Genomic DNA, 21,168 nt, shown 5'->3' with positions numbered 1-21,168 from the left:
CTCAGCGGACACCCGAGCACTGCCCCTGCGCATCCTTGAGCTGCGCTTCAAACGCCATCAACCCCGCCTGCATCTGCTGCAACCCAGCAATCTGCCCGGCCAGTTCGCGCTTCTTGCTGGCGATGGCCTGATCTGCCCGTTCCCAAGGCAGTGCATCGCCTTCGTGCCCGTGCAAAATCCCCTGCAACTCCTTGAGCTTGAACCCCAACTGCTGGGCGCACTTGATCAACGCCAGCAGCTCCACGCTCTGCGCCGAATAGACCCGATAACGCCCCTCCCGTTGCGGTGCTGGCAACAGGCCAATTGCCTCATAGTGGCGTATCGCTTTGATGGTCGTGCCCGACAGCTGCGCGGCTTTGCCGATGTACATGAAAACTCCCTTTTCCGAATAGGCCGCCGGCCAGTGTCAGCCATTTTTCACGCTGCGCCGGTGTAGAGCCCAGCACCGGCCCGAACATCAACGTTTTGGTCGGTTTGATGCCGCAAAACGCCAGGGTCGTGCTGCGCATCTGATGAATGCCCGGCATGCGGTAGAACCAGCGGTAATACCACGGCGGCGTGTCCAGGGCCACCAACAAGTGTGCGGTTCGGCCGAGCAGCAGCTTGTCAGGAAACGGCTTGCCTTCGCGGTATTTAAAGGCAAAGCCGGGTAGGAAAACGCGGTCGATAAACCCTTTCAACAATGCCGGAATACCGCCCCACCAGATCGGGAACACCCACGCCAGATGGGTGGCCCAGAGGATGTCGGATTGGGCGCTGAGCAAGTCAGGTTCCAACGGCTGGATCTGCGTGTAGCCGTGGTGAAGGACGGGGTCGAAAGTGAGATCGCCCAAGCGCAGGACGCGGACCTCGTGGCCGGCGAGTTTTGCGCTGTGGCGGTAGGCGTCGGCCAAGGCTGAGCAGAAACTGGAGGGAGAAGGGTGGCCGAGGATGACCAGGATGCGCTGGGGCATGGGGTGAGGTCCTGAAAATGGGGGCTTTCAGGGTAGGGTGTGCCGTATGGGGGAGAGTCAAGGGGCGCTCTAGTACCGCGGAGCATTTGTGCAGCAACCTGCTAAGCGACGAAGAGCAAAGGAGGGAACGGGCTTGCTCGCGAAAGCGGTGGGTCAGTCAACATCAATGTTTGCTGGGCCGACGTCATCGCGGGCAAGTCGAATCGTCGCACCGCCGCTCCCACATTTAATCTTCGCTGCTTTGGGCATTGCGTTCGCTTAACTGAACAGCGTCAGGGCTTGCCTGATAAATGCTCTACGCAACATCAAGCCGTTTTCTTGCTCCCCGTGTCCATGTCCGTTCTGCCCCAAGGCCGCCAGTCGTCGGTGTGCCGCTCACTGCCATGCGGCCCACTGGAGATGGTGCCACCGGCCAGGAACTTCTCCCACAGGTTCTTGCTGTCGGGGCCGCTGTCTTTGTGCCGGTCCGGCGACTCTCGAACAAGGAGTGCTTTTCAGTGGGCTGGGAACGCCGGTAAAAAATCTCACGCGTGAGCTATTGAGCCTTCCGAGAATTACCTGTAGATTTTCTCACGCGTGAGTTTTTCACAACGAGGTCAGCACCATGAAAAGCAGCTCTCCATCGAGCCCGCAAGCCGGGCCCGATACCGATTCCGCAAGCCGCAAGGGAGAGCGCTTGAAACCGCCTGCGAAAAAGCCGTCGAGCTTTTACATGAAGCAGATGCGCGCGGGCCTGGCGGCCGCCGGGTATGTGAAACACGAGACTTGGGTGCTTCCCGAAAATCGAAGCCTGCTCAAGCAAATGGAGAAACAGCTTCGCCAACCGATTCTGGCTGGCTCATTCATGTCGGAGAATTTCATGAGCGCAGGTACTAACTGGAATATCGATCGCCTCTTCACGGCGCTGCAAGCCTTGGACGAAGTGGTTTCCAACGACATTACGCTTTCTCTCGTTCAAGGCTCCGAGTCCAGCATCAAGCTGGAAATGAACGACTTCGGGGGCCTGCCGATTTACATCGCAGTGGTGGGCGAGCAGATCATCGTGGACACCGTTCTGGTCGACGTCGAGTCCATCAGCGACGTAGCGGCATTCAATGACGCGGTGCTGCGCAGCCGGGAAATGTTCCCGTTGTCCTCGATCGGTATCGAGTCGATGCCTAACGGCCAGGTTGTTTACAACATGTTCGGCGCGCTGAGTTCCGACTCCAGCCTGACCAACATCGTGACCGAGGTGAAAACCCTCGTCGACAACGTGCAGCGCGCCAGCGAAGCCTTTGAACGTTTCTTCAACTAATTATTCGGGAGTATCCAATGACTCAGTCCATCTGGAGCAAATTGTTCACCGCGGTACGTGGCGGTGCCAGCGAAGTCGGCGAATCGATCGTTGACCAACAAGCCCTGCGCATCCTTGACCAGGAAATTCGCGACGCTGACAGCGCGCTGGCCAACGCCAAGCGTGAACTGGTCAGCATCATGGCCAAGCACAAACTGGCGGCTGACCGCGTCAGCGAATACGACGCCAAGATCAAGGACCTGGAGTCCAAGGCGATGGCTGCTATCCAGGCCAATCGTGAAGACCTGGCTCTGGAAGTGGCCGAAGCCATTTCGACCCTGACCAACGAACGTGACGTCGAGCAAAAGCAGACCACCGAGTTCGGCGGGTACGCTGAGAGCATGCGCAAAGACATCACCAAAGCCGAAAGCCGAATCAAAAGCCTGCGCCAGCAAGTGGACATGGCCAAGGCGCGCGAAAGCGTACAGAAGGCCCAGGTCAGCGCATCCATCGCCAGTGGCGGTGCCAACGGCAAGCTGGAAACCGCCGTCGGTACGCTGAACCGCTTGCAAGCCAAGCAGCAGCATCGCGCCGCTGAACTGCAAGCCCAGGATGAGTTGGCGGAGGCATCGACGGGTACTGACCTTGAGCGCAAGCTGCGCGAAGCCGGTATCACGCCGGACACAGGCAGCGCCAATGCGATTCTGGAACGCCTGAAGCAAAAGTCGGCTGAGTAAACAGCGCCGCAGCAAGAAGGGCAGGTCTGCCCTTCTTTTTTTTACGTCGAGGTCAGGATGGACGCCCTGAAGGGTTTCAAGACAATCGCAGGCTTGGCGCTCTTTATGGTCGCGCTGCAACTGCTCAATGTAGCCACCGGTTACAGCCTCATGGCATTCGGCCTGATCCCGAGAACCGTGCAGGGGCTGCTCGGCATCCTCACCTCTCCGTTTTTGCACGCCTCCTTTGCCCACCTGAGCGCTAACCTGATTGCCTTTTTGGTACTGGGGACTCTGGTCATTATCGAAGGGCTCAACCGGTTCATTACCGTCAGCGCGATTATTATCCTGCTGGGTGGCTCGTTGGTCTGGCTGTTCGGGTTTGCCGGCGTACACGTCGGTGCCAGCGGCTGGGTATTCGGCTTATGGGCCTACTTGTTGTCTCGCGCCTGGTTCCACCGGAGCTGGAGCAACCTGATCACCGCCGGTGTGGTGGCGGTTATGTATGGCGGCCTGATCCTTGGCTTCCTGCCGCGCCAGGGTATTTCCTTCGAAGGCCATTTGTTTGGTGCACTCGCCGGGTTTATTGCGGCCAAGGTACTTCTCTCTACGCCGCGCAGCAGGTTTAATGCCGGGTGAACGCCGAGGCGATGACGTCATCAGGAATCAAATACCCAGGGAATCAGGGACGACATGTCGATTTTTCTTTTGTTGCGCCTCTACGCCTCCTCCCTCTTTCACCGCTTCGGCTGGGCAGGGCTGGTCATTGCTTTGGGTGTACACCTGGGCACGGCGTATCTGGGCCTGGTGTTTCTGGGCGAACAACACCTCACCGCCCCCGCCACGTTTATTTACTTCTATCTCACCACCACGCTTACTGTCGGCTATGGCGACCTCGCGCCGCAGACCTCGGCGGGGCGAGTATTTGTCGCCACCTGGGTCATGCTCGGGGGCATTGCGCTGCTGACGGCGGCCATCGGCAAAACCACCAGCAGTGTTATCGATGCATGGAGAAAAGGCATGAAGGGCAAAGGCGATTTCACCGGCAAGGTCGGCCACACCGTGCTCATCGGCTGGGAAGGCGCGTCCAGCGAGCGGGTCATTGAGTTGTTGCTTCAAGATGAAACCTCGAACGACAACCTGATCGTCATCTGCGACTGCACGCTGGAAGAAAACCCGATGCCAGGCAAAGCGGCGTTCATCAGAGGCGAAAGCCTGTCCTCCACCGCATTATTACTGCGTGCAGGTGTTCCCGGTGCCGAGCGGGTGCTGGTGCGAACCCCGTCTGATGACCTGACGCTGGCTACCGTGCTGGCGGTGAATCAGTTGAGCCCTGTGGGGCACGTGGTCGCCCACTTCAATGAAAGTGAAATTGCCGCCCTCGCCAGTTCCTATGCGCCCAGCCTGGAGTGCACCTCAAGCATGGCCATCGAAATGTTGGTGCGCGCCTCTCAGGACCCGGGCTCGTCCGTGGTCATTAATGAGCTGCTGTGCGTCGGGCAAGGCGCCACTCAATACCTGATGAAATTGCCCGAGGCCTTTGAGGCAACGTTCGGCGACCTGTACACGCAGATGAAAGAACAGCACAACGCCACGCTCATCGGCTATCGCGCCAAAGGCGCTCAACAACCGTCAATCAACCCGCCTGGCGCCACCCGCGTTGAAGGCGGCGAACTCTTCTACATCGCCTCCACCCGCCTCAAGGAAATCTCCAATGGGATGGTTTAAACAGTTGATGGGGCTTGAGGCCCCGCAAGCGAAACCGGAGTCGCAATGGACTGCCGGCGAAACCCTGCCAGTCACCGGCCCACTGGGCTTGGCGCCGGGCAAAGGCGTGATATTCGACACGACCCTGAAATTGCTGCTCGATGAGAAAACCACGGTAGTGATCCCCGGCTCCCAGGAAATCTGGGCCAACGGCACCGTTGATCTCGGGCAGTCGACCTGGCTGTCACGCTATTACATGAACGACGAAGATTACTGGCTGCAGGTGCACACCACCGGCGAGATCGCCGGGCAGGTCGAGTCGGTGATCCTGTTCAACTACTTGAGCGTTGTCACCCTCAGTAGTGAAGCGGAGCTGCGTCGGCTGGCAGGGCCACAGAGCTTGATCGGGCTGCCGACGTACACCCACAACGGCGTCGAATACGCCCGTGTGTGGGGCAGCGAGCCTGGCCAGACAGAACTGGTGGCGATGAGCGAACAGGTGATCAACCCCGAGAACACCTACACCGTCGAGCACCGTTCGATGCTGTACGCCCGCGACACCGGCCTGACCGACCGTCGAGAGTTTTTGCTGTTTTCCGTCGAAGAAGACGCTGAGGGCTCCATCAGCCTGAGCACCTCGCTGGGCATTTCGCTGTACACAACCGACCTGAATGCGCTCTAAAAAAGGAAGAACCCCATGCTAGAAGCTCTCTCCATCTCCCTGAACAAAGCGGCTGTGTTCGGGTTTGTCACGTATATCTTGGGGGCTGCGATAATCTTCGCGCTGTTCCAGTTCATCTACACCCGCGTCACCCCGCACAAGGAGTTCGAACTGATCCGTGCGGGCAACGTGTCGGCTGCGGTCGCCCTGGGCGGTGCCATCATCGGTTTCGCCATTCCGGCCAGCAACGTGATTGCCTACTCGATCAGCATCCTCGACTTCGTCGTTTGGGCCGTGATCGCCGCCCTCGTTCAACTGTTGGCCTTTTTGGTGACCAGCCTGGTGCTCAAAGGCACGTCCGAGCGCATCAAGAACGGCGAACTCGCGGCCGGTATCTACGTGGCCGCCGTGGCCATCAGCGTCGGCATGTTGAATGCCGCGTGCATGACGCCTACCCAGAACTGATTGCGCACGGAGCTCCCGATGAAACGAAGCAAGTACGTCCAGCTTTCGCTGGCAGCGTCGGTCGCCATGGCGATATCCGGTTGCGGGCCGACGGAAAAAACCTACGATTTGCAGAAGAAGTACAACTTCCAGTCCGTGCAGCAATGTGCCGATGAAAAGCTTCCGGTGGACGTGTGCTCGGACGCCTACATGACGGCCATGGCCGAGCATCGGCGCATTGCCCCGGTGTACGACAGCCAGGCCGATTGCGATGCCGACTTTGTCGCCGACTGGTGCCAGCAGGACTCCACCGGCAAGTTCATCCCCAAGCTCGGCGGTTTCGAACTGACCGCCGCCGGCCAGGTGACCCAATCCCAGGTCGATGCTGCCAATGCTCAAGCGGGCGGCTCCCAGGCAAGCGGCGGCGGCTCAGGCTTCTCTACCAGCAGCCTGCTGACAGGCCTGTTGATTGGCAACATGCTGAGCAACAACCGCAACAGCTACCGCTCCGAGCCGGTGTACCGCTATCGCGATGATCGCGGCAACTACGGCAACTCGACGCTCAATCAGCGCGCCTCCAATGGGGCAACCTTCGGCCGCTCCAACCAAGCCCGGTATGGCAGCAGCAATTACACGAACACACTGCGCTCTTCCAACAAGTCGAGCTCCGTTGCCTCGTCCACCTCCCGTGGCGGCTTCGGCAGCAAGGCCAGCGCACGCAGCGGCTGGGGCGGCGGTGGGTCGAGCAGTTAAGGAAACCGGGCGATGAAAAAGATCCAATGCGCAGAGCGTCATGACTGGAAACAGACTGCCGACAGCCTCGGCTTTCTGTTCCACACCATCGACGACGAACCCTACTGGGACGAGAGCGCGTACTACCAATTCACGCTCGAGCAAATCGAGCGCGACCTCGAAGACCCGACCACCGAGATTCATGACATCTGCATGGACCTCGTGGCCCGCGTGGTTCAAAGCGAGGAATTGTTGGAACGCCTGAGCATTCCCGCGCCGTTCTTCGACATGATTCGAACCTCATGGCTCGAAGGCCACCCGCACCTGTACGGGCGCATGGACTTCTCCTACAACGGCACCGGGCCCGCCAAGCTGCTCGAACTCAACTACGACACGCCGACCAGCCTCTATGAGGCTGCGGCGTTTCAATGGGGCTGGCTGGAACAATGCATCGAACGCGGCCTGCTGCCCAAGCATGCCGACCAGTTCAACAGCATCGACACCAAACTGCATCAGGCCTTCGCTCAACTGCAGGTCAACCAGCCGTTCTACTTCGCCTCGATGAAAGACTCGATCGAAGACAAAGGCACCACCGACTACCTGCGCCTCGTCGCGGAAAAAGTCGGCATCGAATCACGCCACATCGACATCGAAGACATCGGCCTCACCAGTGATGGCCGTTTCGTCGACCTCGAAGATCGCTGGATTCCCCACCTGTTCAAACTGCACGCCTGGGAATTCATCTTTCACGAGCCCTTCGGCGCCGCGATTGCCCAGTGCGATACCCAGTTTTTCGAGCCCGCCTGGAAATCCATCCTCTCCAACAAAGGCGTCCTGCCGCTGTTGTGGGAATTCAACAAAGGCCACCCCAACCTGCTCGCCTCCCACCTGGATACCGACCCCGGCAAAGCCGTGCCAAAGGGCTGGGTGCGCAAACCGTTCTTCTCCCGCGAAGGCGCCAACATCGAACTGCAAACCGCCGACGGCCTGATCGTAAAAGAAGACGGCCCCTACACCGACGCGCCGTTCATCCTCCAGGAATTCGCGCCGCTGCCGCGCTTTGGTGACAGCTATACGCTGATTGGGTCGTGGGTGATTGGCGATCAAGCCGCCGGCATCGGCGTGCGGGAAGACAATAGCTTGATCACCAAGGACTCCAGCCGGTTTCTACCGCACCTGATCCTCGACTGAGAAACTCCGCTGCTTCAAAGGCAAACATGACCCCTGTGGGAGCGGGCAAGCCCACTCCCCACAAAGGCTATCAACCTCAGCCCTGACGCGCCGTCACCGCCGCATACCCATTCATCAAATTCCGATAATTAGGAATCCGCTGAGACAACAAATTCCCCAACCCTTCCATGTCATTGCGCCAGTCACCCTGCAACTCACACGCCACCGAAAACCAATTCATCAACTGCGCCCCCGCCTGCGTCATCCGGCTCCACGCCGCCTGCTGCACCGTGGTATTAAACGTGCCCGATGCATCCGTCACCACAAACACCTCAAACCCCTCCGCCAGCGCCGACAACGTCGGGAACGCCACACACACATCCGTCACCACACCCGCAATGATGATCTGCTTACGCCCAGTCGCCTTGACCGCCTTAACGAAATCCGCGTTATCCCACGCATTAATCTGACCAGGGCGAGCGATATACGGCGCCTGCGGGAACATCTCCTTCAGCTCCGGCACCAACGGACCGTTAGGGCCTTGCTCGAAACTGGTGGTGAGGATGGTCGGCAGGTTGAAGAACTTGGCCAAGTCAGCCAGGGCCAGCACGTTGTTCTTGAACTCGTTGGGGGAGAAGTCCTGCACCAGCGAGATCAGGCCGGTTTGGTGGTCGACCAGCAGAACTACGGCGTCGTCTTTGTTCAAGCGGTTGTAGGTTGGAGTGCTCATGGTTGAATCCTTTTTTTGTTTAGGTGGGTTGGGTGTTGCGTTCAACATGGGCACAGATTAATGGGTGGGTGGCGGGGGATAAATTGGGTGGGATGGGTAATACCGTCAACTCAGAGGGGACAATGGTTGGAGGGCCAGCAGTACCCGTCCCTTTCATTTGCAGGACGTTTCCTAGAGAATCCCAGCGGCTTGCGCCAGCAAAATCTCGCGACTAGGCTGCGGATCGTCACTGCCTATTCAGTGATCGGGTTTAGTCGCCCGGACTTCGCTAGGCGCACGCGCCATCCCAAAGCCAGGTGTCTCCTCACCTGCACTTTATGGTGGCTGTGCGCAGGGCACCTTCGGGTGCGCCGGTGCCTAGCGGCCGGTCGACTAACCTGCGTACAGCCGCCACCTCTGCTCGTTTAGTCGCGAAAGGACGGTGGTTTTCACTTTCCGCTAGAGGTTTTCTATGGATAACATTGTTTCGGATTTACCCTCATCGGCTGCGACTAAGCCATTTACTGTTAATGAAGAACTGAGCTTTGAAGATGCTTGGGTGAGGGTGGCCGAGTTGCTGCAGTGTGCGGTGGCTACATCGCAGGCGCTTGGTGAACCGCTGGGTGCGCCGCATCGGGCGGTGATGCATTTGGTGGAGATGGCGAAGATGGTGGCGGATCGGGCTGTGGGGTGTTTGCAGCCGAGGTGATACACCTTTGCTTATTTCAATTGTCCAACAGCTGTTTGGACAATTGATTTGTAATTCTCACGGACATTAAAAAGCCGGCTTGTGGCCGGCTTCTCGGGGACTGCCTCAGCTTGTTTTTGACAAGCCTCACCAGCCTTCAAATCGCTCAGCCAACATCACGTCTGGCTGAATAGTAGGGGCATCCGCGGGAACTCCTCCGCATCGCCCAGCAGGTTAGATAGCGCAAAGCCACCCCCTGCCAAATGTGCCGCGCATTCTACCCACATTCACCTCAAATGCCTACCTCCGGGTCCGATTTAGAGCCTTCCCAGCCCAGCAGGTGTTCGTCAAGCGGCACCGGTCGGCGGTTGTTCAGGGTCGACCACCAGAACACCCAGCCCACGATCTCGAAGTTCTGCTCAAAGCGTTGCTCGTGGGTGAGGTATTCGTCGGGGTGTTCGCTGGCGTTGTGGCTGCGCATGCGCAGGCCGCCGCCGGGGCGGTTGTAGAGGTATTTGATGCGCAGCATGCCGTCGTGTTCGACGGCGTAGATTTCGCCGTCGGTGATTTGGCTGCGGCCGCGGTCGATGGCGAGGGTGGCGCCTTGTTGGATGATGTCGATCATGCTGTTGTCGACCATGTAGGCGCCTACGGCGCGGTCGGGGTTTACGTTGAGGGCTTTGAGGGTGTGCAGGGAGACGCGGATGCGCTCGGTGGAGGTGAAGGTGGGGTGGAGGGCGATCTCCACGTCGAGTTTTTCCGGGAGGCAGGCGGGGCCTGTGAGGTATTTGCCGCTTTCTTCGCGGGTGCGCAGTCCTTTGCTTGTGGCGGGCCCTTCGAGTAGAAAGTTGGCCGGTGGGTGTTTGGGGCCTTCGCCGGTGCGTAGCCAACGGCTGGAGACGCAGAGCAGTTCTGCGATCTCGTTGAGTCGGCCCATGGGCACGCCGCGTTTGAACCAGTTGTTCACGTGTTGAGGCGTGACGCCGCGGTTCTTGGCGAAGTCGGAGGCGGAAAGATGAACTTCCCGCAGTAGTGCTTTTAGTCGATCACCTGATGTATTCATAAACAACGAGTTTACTGGCGGGGAAAACACATCAAATAAACCATGCGTTGAATTGCGTACGTAGGGATTTACTTAGTTGTAGGGCGATATTTCAATGTTTTTACTTTATTAAATATTGCGCGTTAAACATTGAACTTCGGGTTTAATTTTTTCCACAAAAAAAGCCCCGAGTAGTCGGGGCTTTTTTGATTGCCGGGGCAATGAGGAGCGGGTATCAGCCTTTGTAGGCAGCGACCGACTTCATGATCTCGGCGCGGGCGGCGTCTGCGTTGCCCCAACCGTCGATCTTCACCCATTTGCCTTTTTCGAGGTCTTTGTAGTTCTCGAAGAAGTGCTTGATCTGTTCCAGCAGCAGTGGCGGCAGGTCGGTGTATTCCTTCACGTCCACGTACAGCTGGGACAGCTTGTCGTGTGGCACGGCGATAACTTTGGCATCGCCGCCGCCGTCGTCGGTCATGTTCAGGATGCCGACTGGGCGCGCGCGGATGACCGAGCCTGGGGTAACCGGGTAAGGGGTTACGACCAGCACGTCGAGGGGGTCACCGTCGTCAGCCAGGGTGTTGGGGATGAAACCGTAGTTGGCCGGGTAGAACATCGGGGTGGCCATGAAACGGTCAACGAACAGGCAGTCGCTGTCTTTGTCGATTTCGTATTTGATCGGCGCGTGGTTGGCCGGAATTTCGATGGCGACGTAGATGTCGTTCGGCAGGTCTTTGCCAGCCGGAATCTTGCTGTAGCTCATTGGGCGATGCCCCCGTAGTTGGCCATGGAACATGGCCGGATTGGCCTAAAAGTGGCGGCGATTATAGGCATATTCTGACGCCGATGCCATGCGTCAGACGTCGTACGGCGCTTGGCGTTCCGTCTGATAGCGCGCATCGCTGGCTTGCAGTTGGTGCAAGCGGGCCAGGGGATCCTGGCGATAAAAGCGGCTCAGCTGCGCGTACACCTGTGGATAACTGTTGGCCAGTAAATCCGGGGCGCTGAAAAAATATTCGCTGGTGACGGCAAAGAACTCCGCCGGGTTTTCGGCGGCGTAAGGGTCGATTTCGGTGTCCACGTCGGGGTTGGCGTCCAGCTGGCGGTTGAGGTCGTCAAACGCGCTTTGCATCACGCTGGCCCATTCCTGCACGCGCATGTCGTGGTGCAGCGGCGGCAGGCCGTTGGCGTCACCGTTGAGCATGTCCAGCTTGTGTGCCAGTTCGTGGATGACCAGGTTGTAGCCTTCCCATTGGCCGCTGGCCAAGACGCCGGGCCAGGCGAGGATCACCGGGCCTTGTTGCCAGGCTTCGCCGCTGTGTTCGCCGTCCCACTCGTGCTCCACGCCGCTGGCATCGCGATGGCGCTGGGGGCTGATGAAGTCGTCGGGGTACAGCACGATTTCGTGGAAGCCCTGGTACCAGTCGAGGTCGCCAAGGTTCATCAGCGGCAGTTGCGCCTGGGCGGCGAGCAGCAGGCGTTGTTCCTGGTGCAGGTCGACGCCGGGCAGGGCGGTGAGGTGTTTTTCGGCGAGGAATACCACGCAGGCTTCGCGCAGCCACTGGTCTTGCTCGGCGCTGATGCCGTCGAGGAAGGTCAGGTGGTGGCGCACCCGTTGCCAGGTGTCATCGGCAATCGGGTGCTTGGCCAGCAGGCGCCGGCGACGCCAGGCGCTGAGGGACCACATCGCAGGTTACTGCGGTTTGGCTTCGGAGGAGTTGTTGCCAAAACGGCTGCGGACCACGCCGATGATCATCGGCACCAGCGACAGCAGGATGATAAACACCACCAGCAGCGACAGGTTTTTCTTGATAAACGGCACGTTGCCGAAGAAGTAGCCCAAGGTCACCAGGCCGCCGACCCAGATAATGGTGCCGAACACACTGAAACCGAAGAAACGCGGATACGGCATTTTGGCGATGCCGGCGACGAACGGTGCGAAGGTACGCAGGATTGGCAGGAAGCGCGCCAGTGTCACGGTTTTGCCGCCGTGTTTGTCGTAGAAGTCGTGGGTTTTTTGCAGGTAGTCGCGGCGGAAGATTTTCGAGTTCGGGTTGCTGAACAAGCGTTCTCCGGCTGTTCGCCCGATCACGTAGTTGGTGCTGTCGCCGAGGATCGCCGCCAGCATCAGCAGGCCGCCCAGTAACACCGGGTCCATGCCGCCGCCAGCAGCCACGGCGCCGGCGATAAACAGCAACGAATCACCCGGCAGGAAAGGCATGACCACCAGGCCGGTTTCGCAAAAAATCACTAGAAACAGAATGGCGTAGATCCACGGACCGTAATTGGTTACCAGCAGGTCGAGGTAGACGTCGAGATGCAGGATAAGGTCGAGCGGGTTGAAATCCATGGGTGGCACCTGTGTGAATGGCCCGACTCAGCAGGCCTGTGCGGAAGCTCGGGTAAGTAAGGCTACATAGGTATGCCGTATTTCTTACAACCCTGAAAGGTGCGCATTATACGTACTGAAAGGTGAAAAGCGTGTGGGTTTTGTAGCGGGGCGTGTCGTGATATTTCGATCTTCTGGTCATTGCTGATCTAAGTGTGGGAGCTGGCTTATTGTGGCAAGCCAGCTCGCCACAGGAGGCCTGCTGGCCACGGGAAGCTCACTTGCCACACTAGTAAGCAAAAGCGATTTGGCCTTATCAGTCCTCACTGATCGGCAACACGTAGTTCTTGAACTCCGTGTCTTCACGAAACCCAATCGACTCATAGGTCTTCTGCGCCACGTCGTTGTCACTGCTGGTCGACACTCGCAGGCGCACCGCGTGGGTCTCTTTGGCCATTTTCTTCGCCGTGCGCATCAGGTTGTCGGCCACCAGTTGTCGGCGGGCGTCTTCGGCCACGTAGATGTCATTGAGGATCCACACGCGTTTAAGCGACAGCGACGAATAGCTAGGGTACAGCTGGCAAAACCCCAGCAGTCGCTTGTCGTCATCATCGGCCAGGGCCAGGTAGATCACCGACTCCTTGCGGCGCAGGCGCTTTTCCAGGAAGGCTCGCGACGAGTCCGGAAACGGCAGCGCTCCGTAAAACTCGCGGTATTTGACGAACAGCGGGGTTAACAGGTCCAGGTGTTCCAGGGTCGCTTGAGTAATCCGCATGCCAGGCCTCAACTTCCAAATGGGTGATGACCACACAAGCGGCCGTGTCCGGATGCTGCCTAATGGCGCGAAAAAGCGCAATCGTGCGGCTAATAGGTTATTCCGGCGGGCTGAGCAGGAAATTGCCTTTCATCAGGTCAGGATCATCCGATTCGATGGTCTGCACCTGCGCCTCGTCCTTGAGATTGACCCCCGACAGCTGGCGACGACACGCCTCTTTCATCAAGTAAAGCAGGCGATGCGCGGCCATGCCGTAGCTCAGGCCTTCCAGGCGCACATTAGAAATGCAGTTGCGGTAGGCATCGGTAAGGCCGACCTTGGGGTTGTAGGTGAAATACAGCCCCAGGCTGTCCGGCGAGCTGAGCCCCGGCCGTTCGCCGATCAAAATCACCACCATCTTGGCGCCCAGCAACTGGCCGACTTCATCCGCCACCGCCACACGGCCCTGTTCCACCAGAATTACGGGCGACAACGACCACCCTTCGGCGTGAGTCTGTTCCTCCATGCGTGTAAGAAACGGCAACGTGTGTTTATGCACGGCCAGCGCCGACAGCCCATCGGCCACCACCACGGCCAGGTCCACACCGCCAGGGTTGGCGACAGCATAGTCGCGCAGGCTTTGCGCCGACTCATCACTCAAGCGCCGCCCCAGGTCTGGGCGTTGCAAATACATGTGCCGGTCCACGGCGGCGCTGTGCAACAACAAGCTGTCACGGCCGCGCTCGGCCATCTGGCTACTGAGGGCTGCGTGGTCGAAGGGCAGGTGCACGGCGTCGCGCGCCTGGGCGTGGGCGAATTGAAAGTCCAGCTGCGCGCTGGTGGGGATGCTGGTGCCGGTGCGGCCCAGGGCAATACGCGCCGGAGTCAAGCGGCGCAGTTCCAACCACGGGTTATCAGGCAGTTCTACTTGCACAGGCGGCTCCTTCATCCCAATTGCTTCAAGGCGTGGCGAAACGCCGGTGGCAGGCTGTTGCCGAAGTGCACCTTGCCGTCGGCTTGCGTGAAGATGCCCATTTTCGCCAGCCACTGTTCAAACTCCGGCGCCGGTTTTAAACCCAATGTTTGCCGGGCGTATAACGCGTCGTGGAACGAGGTGGTCTGGTAGTTGAGCATGATGTCGTCGGAGCCGGGGATGCCCATGATGAAGTTGATCCCGGCCACGCCCAGCAGGGTCAGCAGGGTGTCCATGTCGTCCTGGTCGGCTTCGGCGTGGTTGGTGTAGCAGATGTCGCACCCCATCGGCACGCCGAGCAGCTTGCCGCAGAAGTGGTCTTCGAGGCCGGCGCGGATAATCTGCTTGCCGTTGTACAGGTACTCGGGGCCGATAAAGCCTACGACGGTATTGACCAAAAACGGCTTGAAATGCCGCGCTACGGCGTAGGCGCGGGTTTCGCAGGTTTGCTGGTCGACGCCAAAGTGCGCGTTGGCCGACAAGGCGCTGCCCTGGCCGGTTTCGAAGTACATCAGGTTCTGGCCCAAGGTGCCGCGGTTCAGGCTCAAGCCCGCGTCATAACCTTCCTGCAGCACGCTCAGGCTGATGCCGAAACTGGCGTTGGCCGCCTCAGTGCCGGCAATCGACTGAAACACCAAGTCCAGCGGCACGCCACGGTTGATGGCCTCGATGGAGGTGGTGACGTGGGTCAGCACGCAGGCTTGGGTGGGGATTTCGTAGCGCTGGATGATTGCGTCGAGCATCTCCAGCATGGCGCAGATCGAAGCGATACTGTCGGTGGCCGGGTTGATGCCGATCATGGCGTCGCCGTTGCCGTAGAGCAGCCCGTCGAGGATGCTCGCGGCGATGCCCGCCGGTTCGTCTGTAGGGTGGTTGGGTTGCAGGCGGGTCGACAGGCGCCCGCGCAGGCCCAGGGTGCCGCGAAACTGGGTGACCACGCGGATCTTTTGCGCGACCAAGACCAAGTCCTGCACGCGCATGATTTTGGAGACGGCGGCGGCCATTTCCGGTGTCAGCCCGGGCGCCAGGGCGCGCAGGGAATGTTCGTCGGCCGCGTCGCTGAGCAGCCAGTCGCGCAGGCCGCCAACGGTGAGGTGGCTGACCACGCTAAACGCCTGTTTATCGTGGGTGTCGATGATCAGCCGTGTGACTTCGTCGCTTTCGTAGGGGATCAGCACTTCTTCGAGGAAGTGTTTCAACGGGATGTTCGCCAACGCCATCTGCGCTGCAACCCGTTCGCCGTCGTTCTGCGCGGCCACGCCGGCCAGGAAGTCCCCGGAACGCGCCGGGCTGGCCTTGGCCATCACGTCCTTGAGGCTGTCGAAGCGGTAGGTTTGTGCACCCACCGCGTGGGAAAAGCTTGCCATACAGTGTCTCCTTGGCGACGCGGGCAGGCTGTGAGTAAAGCGCCCGCGTCGAGGTTTACGGCAGTTAGTGCAAGGCGGCCTCTGCGGCCTGGATCGCCGCGAATTCTTCTTCGGGCGTGCCTGCTACCAAGTGATGCCGGCTGTAGAAAGCAAAGTAAGCAATTAATACTCCATAGATGATCGCGGCGCCAATCACTACCCGTGGATCCACCAGAAACCCCGCCACCACGGCCACGCAGGCCAGTACCAGGGCGACGCCGGAGGTGAAAATGCCGCCCGGCGTGCGGTATGGGCGGTCCATTTTGGGGCGGCGGATGCGCAGGGTGATGTGCGCGGCCATCATTAGCACGTAGGAAATGGTCGCGCCAAACACCGCCACCAAGATCAGCAAGTCGCCCTGGCCGGTCAGCGACAGGCCAAACCCGATAATGCCGGGGATCACCAGTGCCAGCACCGGCGCCTTGCTTTTGTTGGTCTGCGACAGTTTGCGTGGCAGGTAGCCGGCGCGGGATAAGGCGAAGATCTGCCGCGAATAGGCATAGATAATCGAGAAAAAGCTCGCGATCAGCCCCGCCAGGCCAACGAGGTTGACGAAGCTGCCCATCCAGGTCGAACCGCCGTAGGACAATGCCAATGCTTCAACCAGCGGGTTGCCCGACTTGATCAGCGCATAAGTGCCGGCGCCGCCCGGTGCGATCACCAGAATCAGCAGGGCAAAACTGGTCAGCACCACAATGGCGCCGATCAGGCCTCGAGGCAGGTCACGTTTGGGGTTCTTGGTTTCTTCGGCGGCCAACGGCACGCCTTCGACGGCGAGGAAAAACCAGATGGCATAAGGAATCGCCGCCCACACGCCGACGTAGCCGAACGGCAGGAAGGTGCTGGCGCCTTTGGCCTCGGTCACCGGGACATCCAGCAGGTTGGCGACGTTGAAGTGCGGCACCATCGATACCAGGAACACACCCAATGCAATCGCCGCGACAGCGGTGATCACAAACATCAGTTTCAAGGCTTCGCCCACACCAAAGATGTGGATGCCGATAAAGATGATGTAGAACGCCAGGTAAATCATCCAGCCGCCAATGCCGAACAGCGACTCGCAGTAGGCGCCGATAAACACCGCGATGGCGGCAGGGGCGATGGCGTATTCGATCAGGATGGCGGTGCCCGTGAGGAACCCACCCCAAGGGCCAAAGGCGCTGCGGGCAAAGCCGTAGCCGCCGCCAGCGGTGGGGATCATCGAGGACAGTTCGGCCAGGGAGAAACACATGCACAGGTACATGGTGGCCATGAGTAAGGTGGCGAGGAACATGCCGCCCCAGCCACCCTGGGCCAGGCCGAAGTTCCAGCCGGCGTAGTCGCCGGAGATCACATAGGCAACGCCAAGGCCAACCAAAAGCACCCAGCCGGCGGCGCCTTTTTTCAGTTCGCGTTGTTGGAAGTAGTCGGTGCCGACTTTTTCGAAGTCGACGGAAGAGCCGGTGGGTTCGCTAGGCATGGGGAAGTACCTTCCATTCTTATTGTTTTAGCTCGGCCTCTGTGTGCCGAATGCGCGTTGCAAGAACGTGCGACGATCTAATGGGGGAGCTGGCTTGCCTGCGATGCGGGCAACTCGGTGTATCTGGCTGACCGAGGTGATGCTTATCGCAGGCAAGCCTGCTCCCATACTTGATTGCATTTCAAGTTGAGAGCGGGTCGCCCGTTACAGGGTTAAGTTAGAAAAAGCCCAACGGATTAATGTCGTAGCTCACCAGCAAGTTCTTGGTCTGCTGGTAGTGATCCAACATCATCTTGTGCGTCTCACGGCCCACACCCGACTTCTTGTAACCGCCAAACGCGGCATGCGCCGGGTACAGGTGGTAGCAGTTGGTCCACACACGGCCCGCCTTGATCGCGCGGCCCATGCGGTAGGCGCGGTTGATGTCGCGGGTCCACACACCGGCGCCCAGGCCGAACTCGGTGTCGTTGGCAATTGCCAGGGCTTCGGCTTCGTCCTTGAAGGTGGTGATGCTCACGACCGGGCCGAAGATTTCTTCCTGGAACACGCGCATTTCGTTGGTGCCCTTGAGCAGGGTCGGCTGGATGTAATAACCGCCGGCCATGTCGCCGGTGAGCTTCTCGACTTTGCCGCCGGTCAGCAGTTGCGCGCCTTCGCCCTTGGCGATTTCCAGGTAGGACAGGATCTTGTCGAACTGTTGCTCGGAGGCTTGGGCGCCGACCATGGTGTCGGTGTCCAGCGGGTCGCCGCGTTTGATCTGCTCGACCTTTTTCATCACCACTTTCATGAAGTCGTCGTAGATCGACTCTTCCACCAGCGCACGCGATGGGCAGGTGCACACCTCGCCTTGGTTGAAGAACGCCAGCACCAGGCCTTCGGCGGCTTTCTCGATAAACGACGGTTCGGCTTTCATGATGTCGGCGAAGAAGATGTTCGGCGACTTGCCGCCCAGCTCAACCGTGGACGGAATAATGTTCTCGGCCGCCGCGTGCATGATGTGCGAGCCCACCGGAGTGGAACCGGTAAAGGCGATCTTGGCGATGCGCTTGCTGGTGGCCAGGGCTTCGCCGGCTTCTTTGCCGAAACCGTGCACCACGTTCAGCACGCCCGGTGGCAGCAGGTCGCCGATCAGTTCCATCAGCACGCTGATGCCCAGCGGAGTTTGCTCGGCGGGTTTGAGCACCACGCAGTTACCGGCGGCCAGGGCCGGCGCGAGTTTCCAGGCGGCCATCAGCAGCGGGAAGTTCCACGGGATGATCTGGCCGACCACGCCCAGCGGCTCATGGAAGTGATACGACGCGGTGTGTTCGTTGATTTCGGCGCTGGTGCCTTCCTGGGCGCGAATGCAACCGGCGAAGTAGCGGAAGTGGTCGGCCGCCAGTGGGATGTCGGCGTTGAGGGTTTCACGCACGGCCTTGCCGTTGTCCCACGTTTCGGTGACGGCCAGCAGTTCGAGGTTCTGTTCGATGCGGTCGGCGATTTTCAGCAGCACCAGTGAGCGGTCCTGGGCCGAGGTCTTGCCCCAGGCATCTGCGGCGGCATGGGCGGCGTCGAGGGCTTTGTCGATGTCTTTGGCCGTGGAGCGCGGGAATTCGGCGATGGGCTTGCCGTTGACTGGCGAGGTGTTGGTGAAATAGTTGCCATCTACCGGCGCGACGAATTCGCCGCCGATGAAGTTGCCGTATTTGGCCTTGAACGAAACGATCGCGCCGTCAGTACCGGGGTGTGCGTAACGCATGGGGGGCATCTCCTGCTTTTATGTTTATTGGAGTACAGCGGTGTTGCGCTTGATAAAGCCTAGAGCAAAGGTCGGGCCACTGCTTTGCAGGCCAGGTAAATCAAGGGGTTGGGCTTTGTTGCAAGGCGTTGCTGTGGCAGGTGTGGTACAGCTGGGGTGACAGTTTGTGCCACAAACGGTACAGCCTGTGACCGGTGGGTCTGCCCGGGATTGCAATGGCCGGATGGCTGGGGGATGCTGGCTGTTCTCAAGCAGTACGCAGGGAGAATAATAAGAACATGCACAACGATCAGTTCAGCCGCCACGCCCAGCAAGTCCTCACCGTCACACGCGGGCAAGAGATTGCCCAAGGCCCCGGCAGCGACCCGTCCATCGCCCGTTCCTGGCTGCGTTGCCTGGAGGACTACCACCTCGACCCCGCATTGAGCATCGCCCCCACCGTGCTCGAACACGGGCGCCTGCTGGAAAGTCGCGAACGCCTGCAACAGGTGCTGCACATCGCCGGCAGCGAGATGAACAGCCTGCACCAACAGCTCTCCGGCGCCGGCCATGCGGTACTGCTCACCGATGCGCGCGGGGTGATCCTCAACTGCGTCACCGCGCCTTCCGAGCGCAAGATTTTCGAGCGCGCCGGGCTGTGGCTGGGCGCCGACTGGAGTGAAGCGTGCGAAGGCACCAACGGCATCGGCACCTGCTTGGTGGAGCGCCAGTCCCTGACCATTCACCGCGATGAGCATTTTCGCGGGCGCCACACCGGCCTGACCTGTTCGGCGAGCCCGGTGTTCGACCCCCAAGGCGAATTGCTGGCGGTGCTGGACGTGTCGTCGGCGCGCGAAGCCGTGTCGCGTCAAAGCCAGTTCCACACCATGGCGCTGGTGAACCTGTCGGCAAAGATGATCGAGAGTTGTTACTTCCTGCGTCATTTTGAAAACCAGTGGCTGCTGCGTTTTCACCTGCAGGCCGAATCCGTTGGGTTATTCAGCGAGGGGCTGCTGGCGTTCGATGGCGAAGGGCGGATCTGTGCGGTTAACCAGAGCGCGCTGAACCTGCTGGGGCAGCTTCGCGGCGGCCTGCTGGGGCAGCCGGTGGAGGCGTTTTTCGAGTGTTCGCTGGACCAGTTGCTCGGTCGCGCCAGGGTTAACGCCACGGCCAGTTGGCCGCTGCGTACGCGCGATGGCCGGCATTTATTCGCCGCGTTACGTGGCCAAGCGCGAAGCACTGCGGCGCAGATGGCGAAGCCTGAGGCTCCACGCCTGCCGGGGATCTGCCTGGGCGACCCGGCGTTGCAGAATGATTTTCGCAAGGCTGTTAAGGTTTTCGAACGCGACGTGCCGCTGCTGATCAACGGCGAAACCGGCAGCGGTAAAGAAGCGTTTGCCAAGGCCGTGCACCAGGCCAGTCAGCGTGCCGACAAGGCGTTTATCGCCCTCAACTGCGGCGCCATTCCGGAAAGCCTGATCGAAAGTGAATTGTTCGGCTATCGCGGCGGCAGCTTCACGGGGGCCCGTAAGGAAGGCATGCAAGGCAAGCTGCAACAGGCGGATGGCGGCACGCTGTTCCTCGATGAAATCGGCGATATGCCCCTTGCCCTGCAGACCCGTCTATTAAGAGTGCTGGAAGATCGAATGGTGGTGCCCATCGGTGGTGAGCCCCAGGCTGTGAACGTCAGAATTATCAGCGCCACCCATCGCAACCTGCAGGAGCGCGTGCAGCACGGTGATTTTCGCGAAGACTTGTATTACCGGCTCAACGGCCTGGAAGTCGCTCTGCCGCCCTTGCGTGAGCGCAGTGACAAGGAGCAATTACTGGATTTCCTGCTGATACAGGAAGCAGGTGAGCAACCGGTGGTACTCGATGGTGCTGCTCGGCAGGCATTGTTGACGTTCGCCTGGCCGGGCAACGTGCGGCAGTTACGCACCGTACTGCGCACACTGGCTGCCCTCTGTGAGGGCGGGAAGGTCTGCGTCGCGGATCTGCCGATGATCATCCGGCAGGCACAACCTGAGCGGGTGATTGAAGCGAGTACGACGTTTGCCTTGGGTGATGCAGAGCGTCTAACGCTGCTTAATGCACTGGAGCGCCAATGTTGGCACATGACTAACACGGCGGTCTATTTGGGCGTGAGCCGAAACACACTTTACAGAAAGTTGCGGAAGTATGGAATCGCTCGAAGGACTGTAACTTAACTTACAGTCTGTCGGTCTTTTTCCATTGGATGTTTAAGTATTAAAGAAAGTGGCGACACTTTCAGCAACTCGGCAGCACTTTGTTACGGTTGTAGGAGAGGCTTGAGGTCAGCGGCCTACAGATGAAAGGATGCTGCTGGCTGAGATTCTTTGGTACATGTTTGTGCGCGTGCGCCGTGTAATTTGTAGGCAATGCAACCACTCAGTGTACGAACGGTAAGTGACCGT

The 21,168-nt window shown here is 59.6% G+C and carries 22 protein-coding genes; 10 read left to right on the top strand and 12 right to left on the bottom strand.

Going from position 1 to position 21,168, the window contains the following annotated elements; all coding sequences use genetic code 11:
• Position 1: 1 nt before the first annotated feature.
• Positions 2 to 370 (bottom strand): MerR family transcriptional regulator, encoded by a 369-nt coding sequence (locus tag K0P33_RS28675; protein WP_083356564.1) that lies wholly within the window; start codon positions 368 to 370, stop codon positions 2 to 4.
• On the bottom strand, positions 309 to 953 hold the full coding sequence (locus K0P33_RS28670; RefSeq protein WP_242152920.1) for an NAD(P)H-dependent oxidoreductase: 645 nt from the start codon (positions 951 to 953) through the stop codon (positions 309 to 311). The genes K0P33_RS28675 and K0P33_RS28670 overlap by 62 nt, the downstream gene beginning before the upstream one ends.
• Before the next feature lie 712 nt (positions 954 to 1,665).
• On the opposite strand from K0P33_RS28670, the gene K0P33_RS28665 reads away from it, so the two are divergent.
• Genes K0P33_RS28665 through K0P33_RS28630 form a run of 8 tightly spaced genes read left to right on the top strand, consistent with a single transcriptional unit; the run spans position 1,666 to position 7,677 of the window.
• Positions 1,666 to 2,247, top strand: a complete 582-nt coding sequence (locus K0P33_RS28665; protein WP_094952334.1) for a YjfI family protein — start codon at positions 1,666 to 1,668, stop codon at positions 2,245 to 2,247.
• 17 nt (positions 2,248 to 2,264) lie between these two features.
• Complete coding sequence (locus tag K0P33_RS28660; protein ID WP_094952325.1) at positions 2,265 to 2,963, top strand: PspA/IM30 family protein; 699 nt, start codon at positions 2,265 to 2,267, stop codon at positions 2,961 to 2,963.
• A 57-nt stretch (positions 2,964 to 3,020) separates the two neighbouring features.
• Positions 3,021 to 3,581: a rhomboid family intramembrane serine protease gene (locus K0P33_RS28655; protein ID WP_242152917.1), complete on the top strand. Its 561-nt coding sequence runs from the start codon at positions 3,021 to 3,023 to the stop codon at positions 3,579 to 3,581.
• A gap of 54 nt (positions 3,582 to 3,635) precedes the next feature.
• A complete protein-coding gene (locus K0P33_RS28650; RefSeq protein ID WP_094952327.1) occupies positions 3,636 to 4,670 on the top strand; it encodes an ion channel in 1,035 nt (344 codons plus the stop codon).
• On the top strand, positions 4,657 to 5,331 hold the full coding sequence (locus K0P33_RS28645) for a DUF2491 family protein (protein WP_242152915.1): 675 nt from the start codon (positions 4,657 to 4,659) through the stop codon (positions 5,329 to 5,331). The genes K0P33_RS28650 and K0P33_RS28645 overlap by 14 nt, the downstream gene beginning before the upstream one ends.
• 15 nt (positions 5,332 to 5,346) lie before the next feature.
• Positions 5,347 to 5,775 (top strand): DUF350 domain-containing protein, encoded by a 429-nt coding sequence (locus K0P33_RS28640; protein WP_094952329.1) that lies wholly within the window; start codon positions 5,347 to 5,349, stop codon positions 5,773 to 5,775.
• 18 nt (positions 5,776 to 5,793) lie between these two features.
• Positions 5,794 to 6,507 carry a DUF1190 domain-containing protein gene (locus K0P33_RS28635; protein WP_242152912.1) on the top strand — a complete coding sequence of 238 codons (714 nt, stop codon included), beginning with the start codon at positions 5,794 to 5,796 and terminating at the stop codon, positions 6,505 to 6,507.
• Positions 6,508 to 6,519: 12 nt separating this feature from the next.
• Positions 6,520 to 7,677, top strand: coding sequence for a glutathionylspermidine synthase family protein (locus tag K0P33_RS28630; RefSeq protein WP_242152909.1), 1,158 nt, complete (start codon positions 6,520 to 6,522; stop codon positions 7,675 to 7,677).
• Positions 7,678 to 7,753: 76 nt separating this feature from the next.
• Here K0P33_RS28630 and ycaC read toward each other — a convergent pair whose 3' ends face one another.
• Positions 7,754 to 8,386 carry an isochorismate family cysteine hydrolase YcaC gene (gene ycaC / locus K0P33_RS28625; protein ID WP_242152906.1) on the bottom strand — a complete coding sequence of 211 codons (633 nt, stop codon included), beginning with the start codon at positions 8,384 to 8,386 and terminating at the stop codon, positions 7,754 to 7,756.
• 451 nt (positions 8,387 to 8,837) lie between these two features.
• Between ycaC and K0P33_RS28620 the strand changes: the two genes are divergently transcribed.
• Complete coding sequence (locus tag K0P33_RS28620; protein ID WP_094952333.1) at positions 8,838 to 9,074, top strand: hypothetical protein; 237 nt, start codon at positions 8,838 to 8,840, stop codon at positions 9,072 to 9,074.
• A gap of 271 nt (positions 9,075 to 9,345) precedes the next feature.
• Here the strand turns inward: K0P33_RS28620 and K0P33_RS28615 are convergent, their stop codons facing one another.
• From K0P33_RS28615 to K0P33_RS28575, 9 genes are all read right to left on the bottom strand, one after another.
• Positions 9,346 to 10,116, bottom strand: a complete 771-nt coding sequence (locus tag K0P33_RS28615; RefSeq protein WP_242152904.1) for a S24 family peptidase — start codon at positions 10,114 to 10,116, stop codon at positions 9,346 to 9,348.
• 214 nt (positions 10,117 to 10,330) lie between these two features.
• Positions 10,331 to 10,858 (bottom strand): inorganic diphosphatase, encoded by a 528-nt coding sequence (gene ppa, locus K0P33_RS28610; protein WP_003176323.1) that lies wholly within the window; start codon positions 10,856 to 10,858, stop codon positions 10,331 to 10,333.
• Between the two features lie 93 nt (positions 10,859 to 10,951).
• Positions 10,952 to 11,782, bottom strand: coding sequence for a M90 family metallopeptidase (locus K0P33_RS28605; RefSeq protein ID WP_242152901.1), 831 nt, complete (start codon positions 11,780 to 11,782; stop codon positions 10,952 to 10,954).
• Positions 11,783 to 11,788: 6 nt separating this feature from the next.
• Entirely contained in the window at positions 11,789 to 12,445 is a 657-nt protein-coding gene (locus tag K0P33_RS28600) for a DedA family protein (protein WP_242152898.1), read from the bottom strand.
• Between the two features lie 295 nt (positions 12,446 to 12,740).
• Entirely contained in the window at positions 12,741 to 13,199 is a 459-nt protein-coding gene (locus K0P33_RS28595) for a GNAT family N-acetyltransferase (RefSeq protein WP_094953341.1), read from the bottom strand.
• 97 nt (positions 13,200 to 13,296) lie between these two features.
• Positions 13,297 to 14,127 carry an ethanolamine ammonia-lyase subunit EutC gene (gene eutC / locus K0P33_RS28590; RefSeq protein ID WP_242152895.1) on the bottom strand — a complete coding sequence of 277 codons (831 nt, stop codon included), beginning with the start codon at positions 14,125 to 14,127 and terminating at the stop codon, positions 13,297 to 13,299.
• On the bottom strand, positions 14,124 to 15,518 hold the full coding sequence (locus tag K0P33_RS28585; RefSeq protein ID WP_083356586.1) for an ethanolamine ammonia-lyase subunit EutB: 1,395 nt from the start codon (positions 15,516 to 15,518) through the stop codon (positions 14,124 to 14,126). The genes eutC and K0P33_RS28585 overlap by 4 nt, the downstream gene beginning before the upstream one ends.
• Positions 15,519 to 15,582: 64 nt before the next feature.
• Positions 15,583 to 17,016 (bottom strand): ethanolamine permease, encoded by a 1,434-nt coding sequence (gene eat, locus K0P33_RS28580; protein ID WP_083356587.1) that lies wholly within the window; start codon positions 17,014 to 17,016, stop codon positions 15,583 to 15,585.
• 217 nt (positions 17,017 to 17,233) lie between these two features.
• Positions 17,234 to 18,754, bottom strand: a complete 1,521-nt coding sequence (locus K0P33_RS28575) for an aldehyde dehydrogenase family protein (protein WP_094953344.1) — start codon at positions 18,752 to 18,754, stop codon at positions 17,234 to 17,236.
• Positions 18,755 to 19,032: 278 nt separating this feature from the next.
• Here K0P33_RS28575 and K0P33_RS28570 point away from each other — a divergent pair, with 278 nt between their 5' ends.
• Positions 19,033 to 20,940 (top strand): sigma-54-dependent Fis family transcriptional regulator, encoded by a 1,908-nt coding sequence (locus K0P33_RS28570; RefSeq protein WP_242152892.1) that lies wholly within the window; start codon positions 19,033 to 19,035, stop codon positions 20,938 to 20,940.
• Positions 20,941 to 21,168 lie beyond the last annotated feature (228 nt).

The organism is Pseudomonas sp. ArH3a (genome assembly GCF_022648765.1).
Lineage (GTDB): Bacteria > Pseudomonadota > Gammaproteobacteria > Pseudomonadales > Pseudomonadaceae > Aquipseudomonas.
This window is presented reverse-complemented; position numbering and strand designations above follow the sequence as displayed.

Coding starts and splice junctions, on each gene's coding strand:
- K0P33_RS28675 (WP_083356564.1), bottom strand. CDS start 370: ATGTACATCGGCAAAGCCGCGCAGCTGTCGGGCACGACCATCAAAGCG.
- K0P33_RS28670 (WP_242152920.1), bottom strand. CDS start 953: ATGCCCCAGCGCATCCTGGTCATCCTCGGCCACCCTTCTCCCTCCAGT.
- K0P33_RS28665 (WP_094952334.1), top strand. CDS start 1,666: ATGAAGCAGATGCGCGCGGGCCTGGCGGCCGCCGGGTATGTGAAACAC.
- K0P33_RS28660 (WP_094952325.1), top strand. CDS start 2,265: ATGACTCAGTCCATCTGGAGCAAATTGTTCACCGCGGTACGTGGCGGT.
- K0P33_RS28655 (WP_242152917.1), top strand. CDS start 3,021: ATGGACGCCCTGAAGGGTTTCAAGACAATCGCAGGCTTGGCGCTCTTT.
- K0P33_RS28650 (WP_094952327.1), top strand. CDS start 3,636: ATGTCGATTTTTCTTTTGTTGCGCCTCTACGCCTCCTCCCTCTTTCAC.
- K0P33_RS28645 (WP_242152915.1), top strand. CDS start 4,657: ATGGGATGGTTTAAACAGTTGATGGGGCTTGAGGCCCCGCAAGCGAAA.
- K0P33_RS28640 (WP_094952329.1), top strand. CDS start 5,347: ATGCTAGAAGCTCTCTCCATCTCCCTGAACAAAGCGGCTGTGTTCGGG.
- K0P33_RS28635 (WP_242152912.1), top strand. CDS start 5,794: ATGAAACGAAGCAAGTACGTCCAGCTTTCGCTGGCAGCGTCGGTCGCC.
- K0P33_RS28630 (WP_242152909.1), top strand. CDS start 6,520: ATGAAAAAGATCCAATGCGCAGAGCGTCATGACTGGAAACAGACTGCC.
- ycaC (WP_242152906.1), bottom strand. CDS start 8,386: ATGAGCACTCCAACCTACAACCGCTTGAACAAAGACGACGCCGTAGTT.
- K0P33_RS28620 (WP_094952333.1), top strand. CDS start 8,838: ATGGATAACATTGTTTCGGATTTACCCTCATCGGCTGCGACTAAGCCA.
- K0P33_RS28615 (WP_242152904.1), bottom strand. CDS start 10,116: ATGAATACATCAGGTGATCGACTAAAAGCACTACTGCGGGAAGTTCAT.
- ppa (WP_003176323.1), bottom strand. CDS start 10,858: ATGAGCTACAGCAAGATTCCGGCTGGCAAAGACCTGCCGAACGACATC.
- K0P33_RS28605 (WP_242152901.1), bottom strand. CDS start 11,782: ATGTGGTCCCTCAGCGCCTGGCGTCGCCGGCGCCTGCTGGCCAAGCAC.
- K0P33_RS28600 (WP_242152898.1), bottom strand. CDS start 12,445: ATGGATTTCAACCCGCTCGACCTTATCCTGCATCTCGACGTCTACCTC.
- K0P33_RS28595 (WP_094953341.1), bottom strand. CDS start 13,199: ATGCGGATTACTCAAGCGACCCTGGAACACCTGGACCTGTTAACCCCG.
- eutC (WP_242152895.1), bottom strand. CDS start 14,127: ATGAAGGAGCCGCCTGTGCAAGTAGAACTGCCTGATAACCCGTGGTTG.
- K0P33_RS28585 (WP_083356586.1), bottom strand. CDS start 15,518: ATGGCAAGCTTTTCCCACGCGGTGGGTGCACAAACCTACCGCTTCGAC.
- eat (WP_083356587.1), bottom strand. CDS start 17,016: ATGCCTAGCGAACCCACCGGCTCTTCCGTCGACTTCGAAAAAGTCGGC.
- K0P33_RS28575 (WP_094953344.1), bottom strand. CDS start 18,754: ATGCGTTACGCACACCCCGGTACTGACGGCGCGATCGTTTCGTTCAAG.
- K0P33_RS28570 (WP_242152892.1), top strand. CDS start 19,033: ATGCACAACGATCAGTTCAGCCGCCACGCCCAGCAAGTCCTCACCGTC.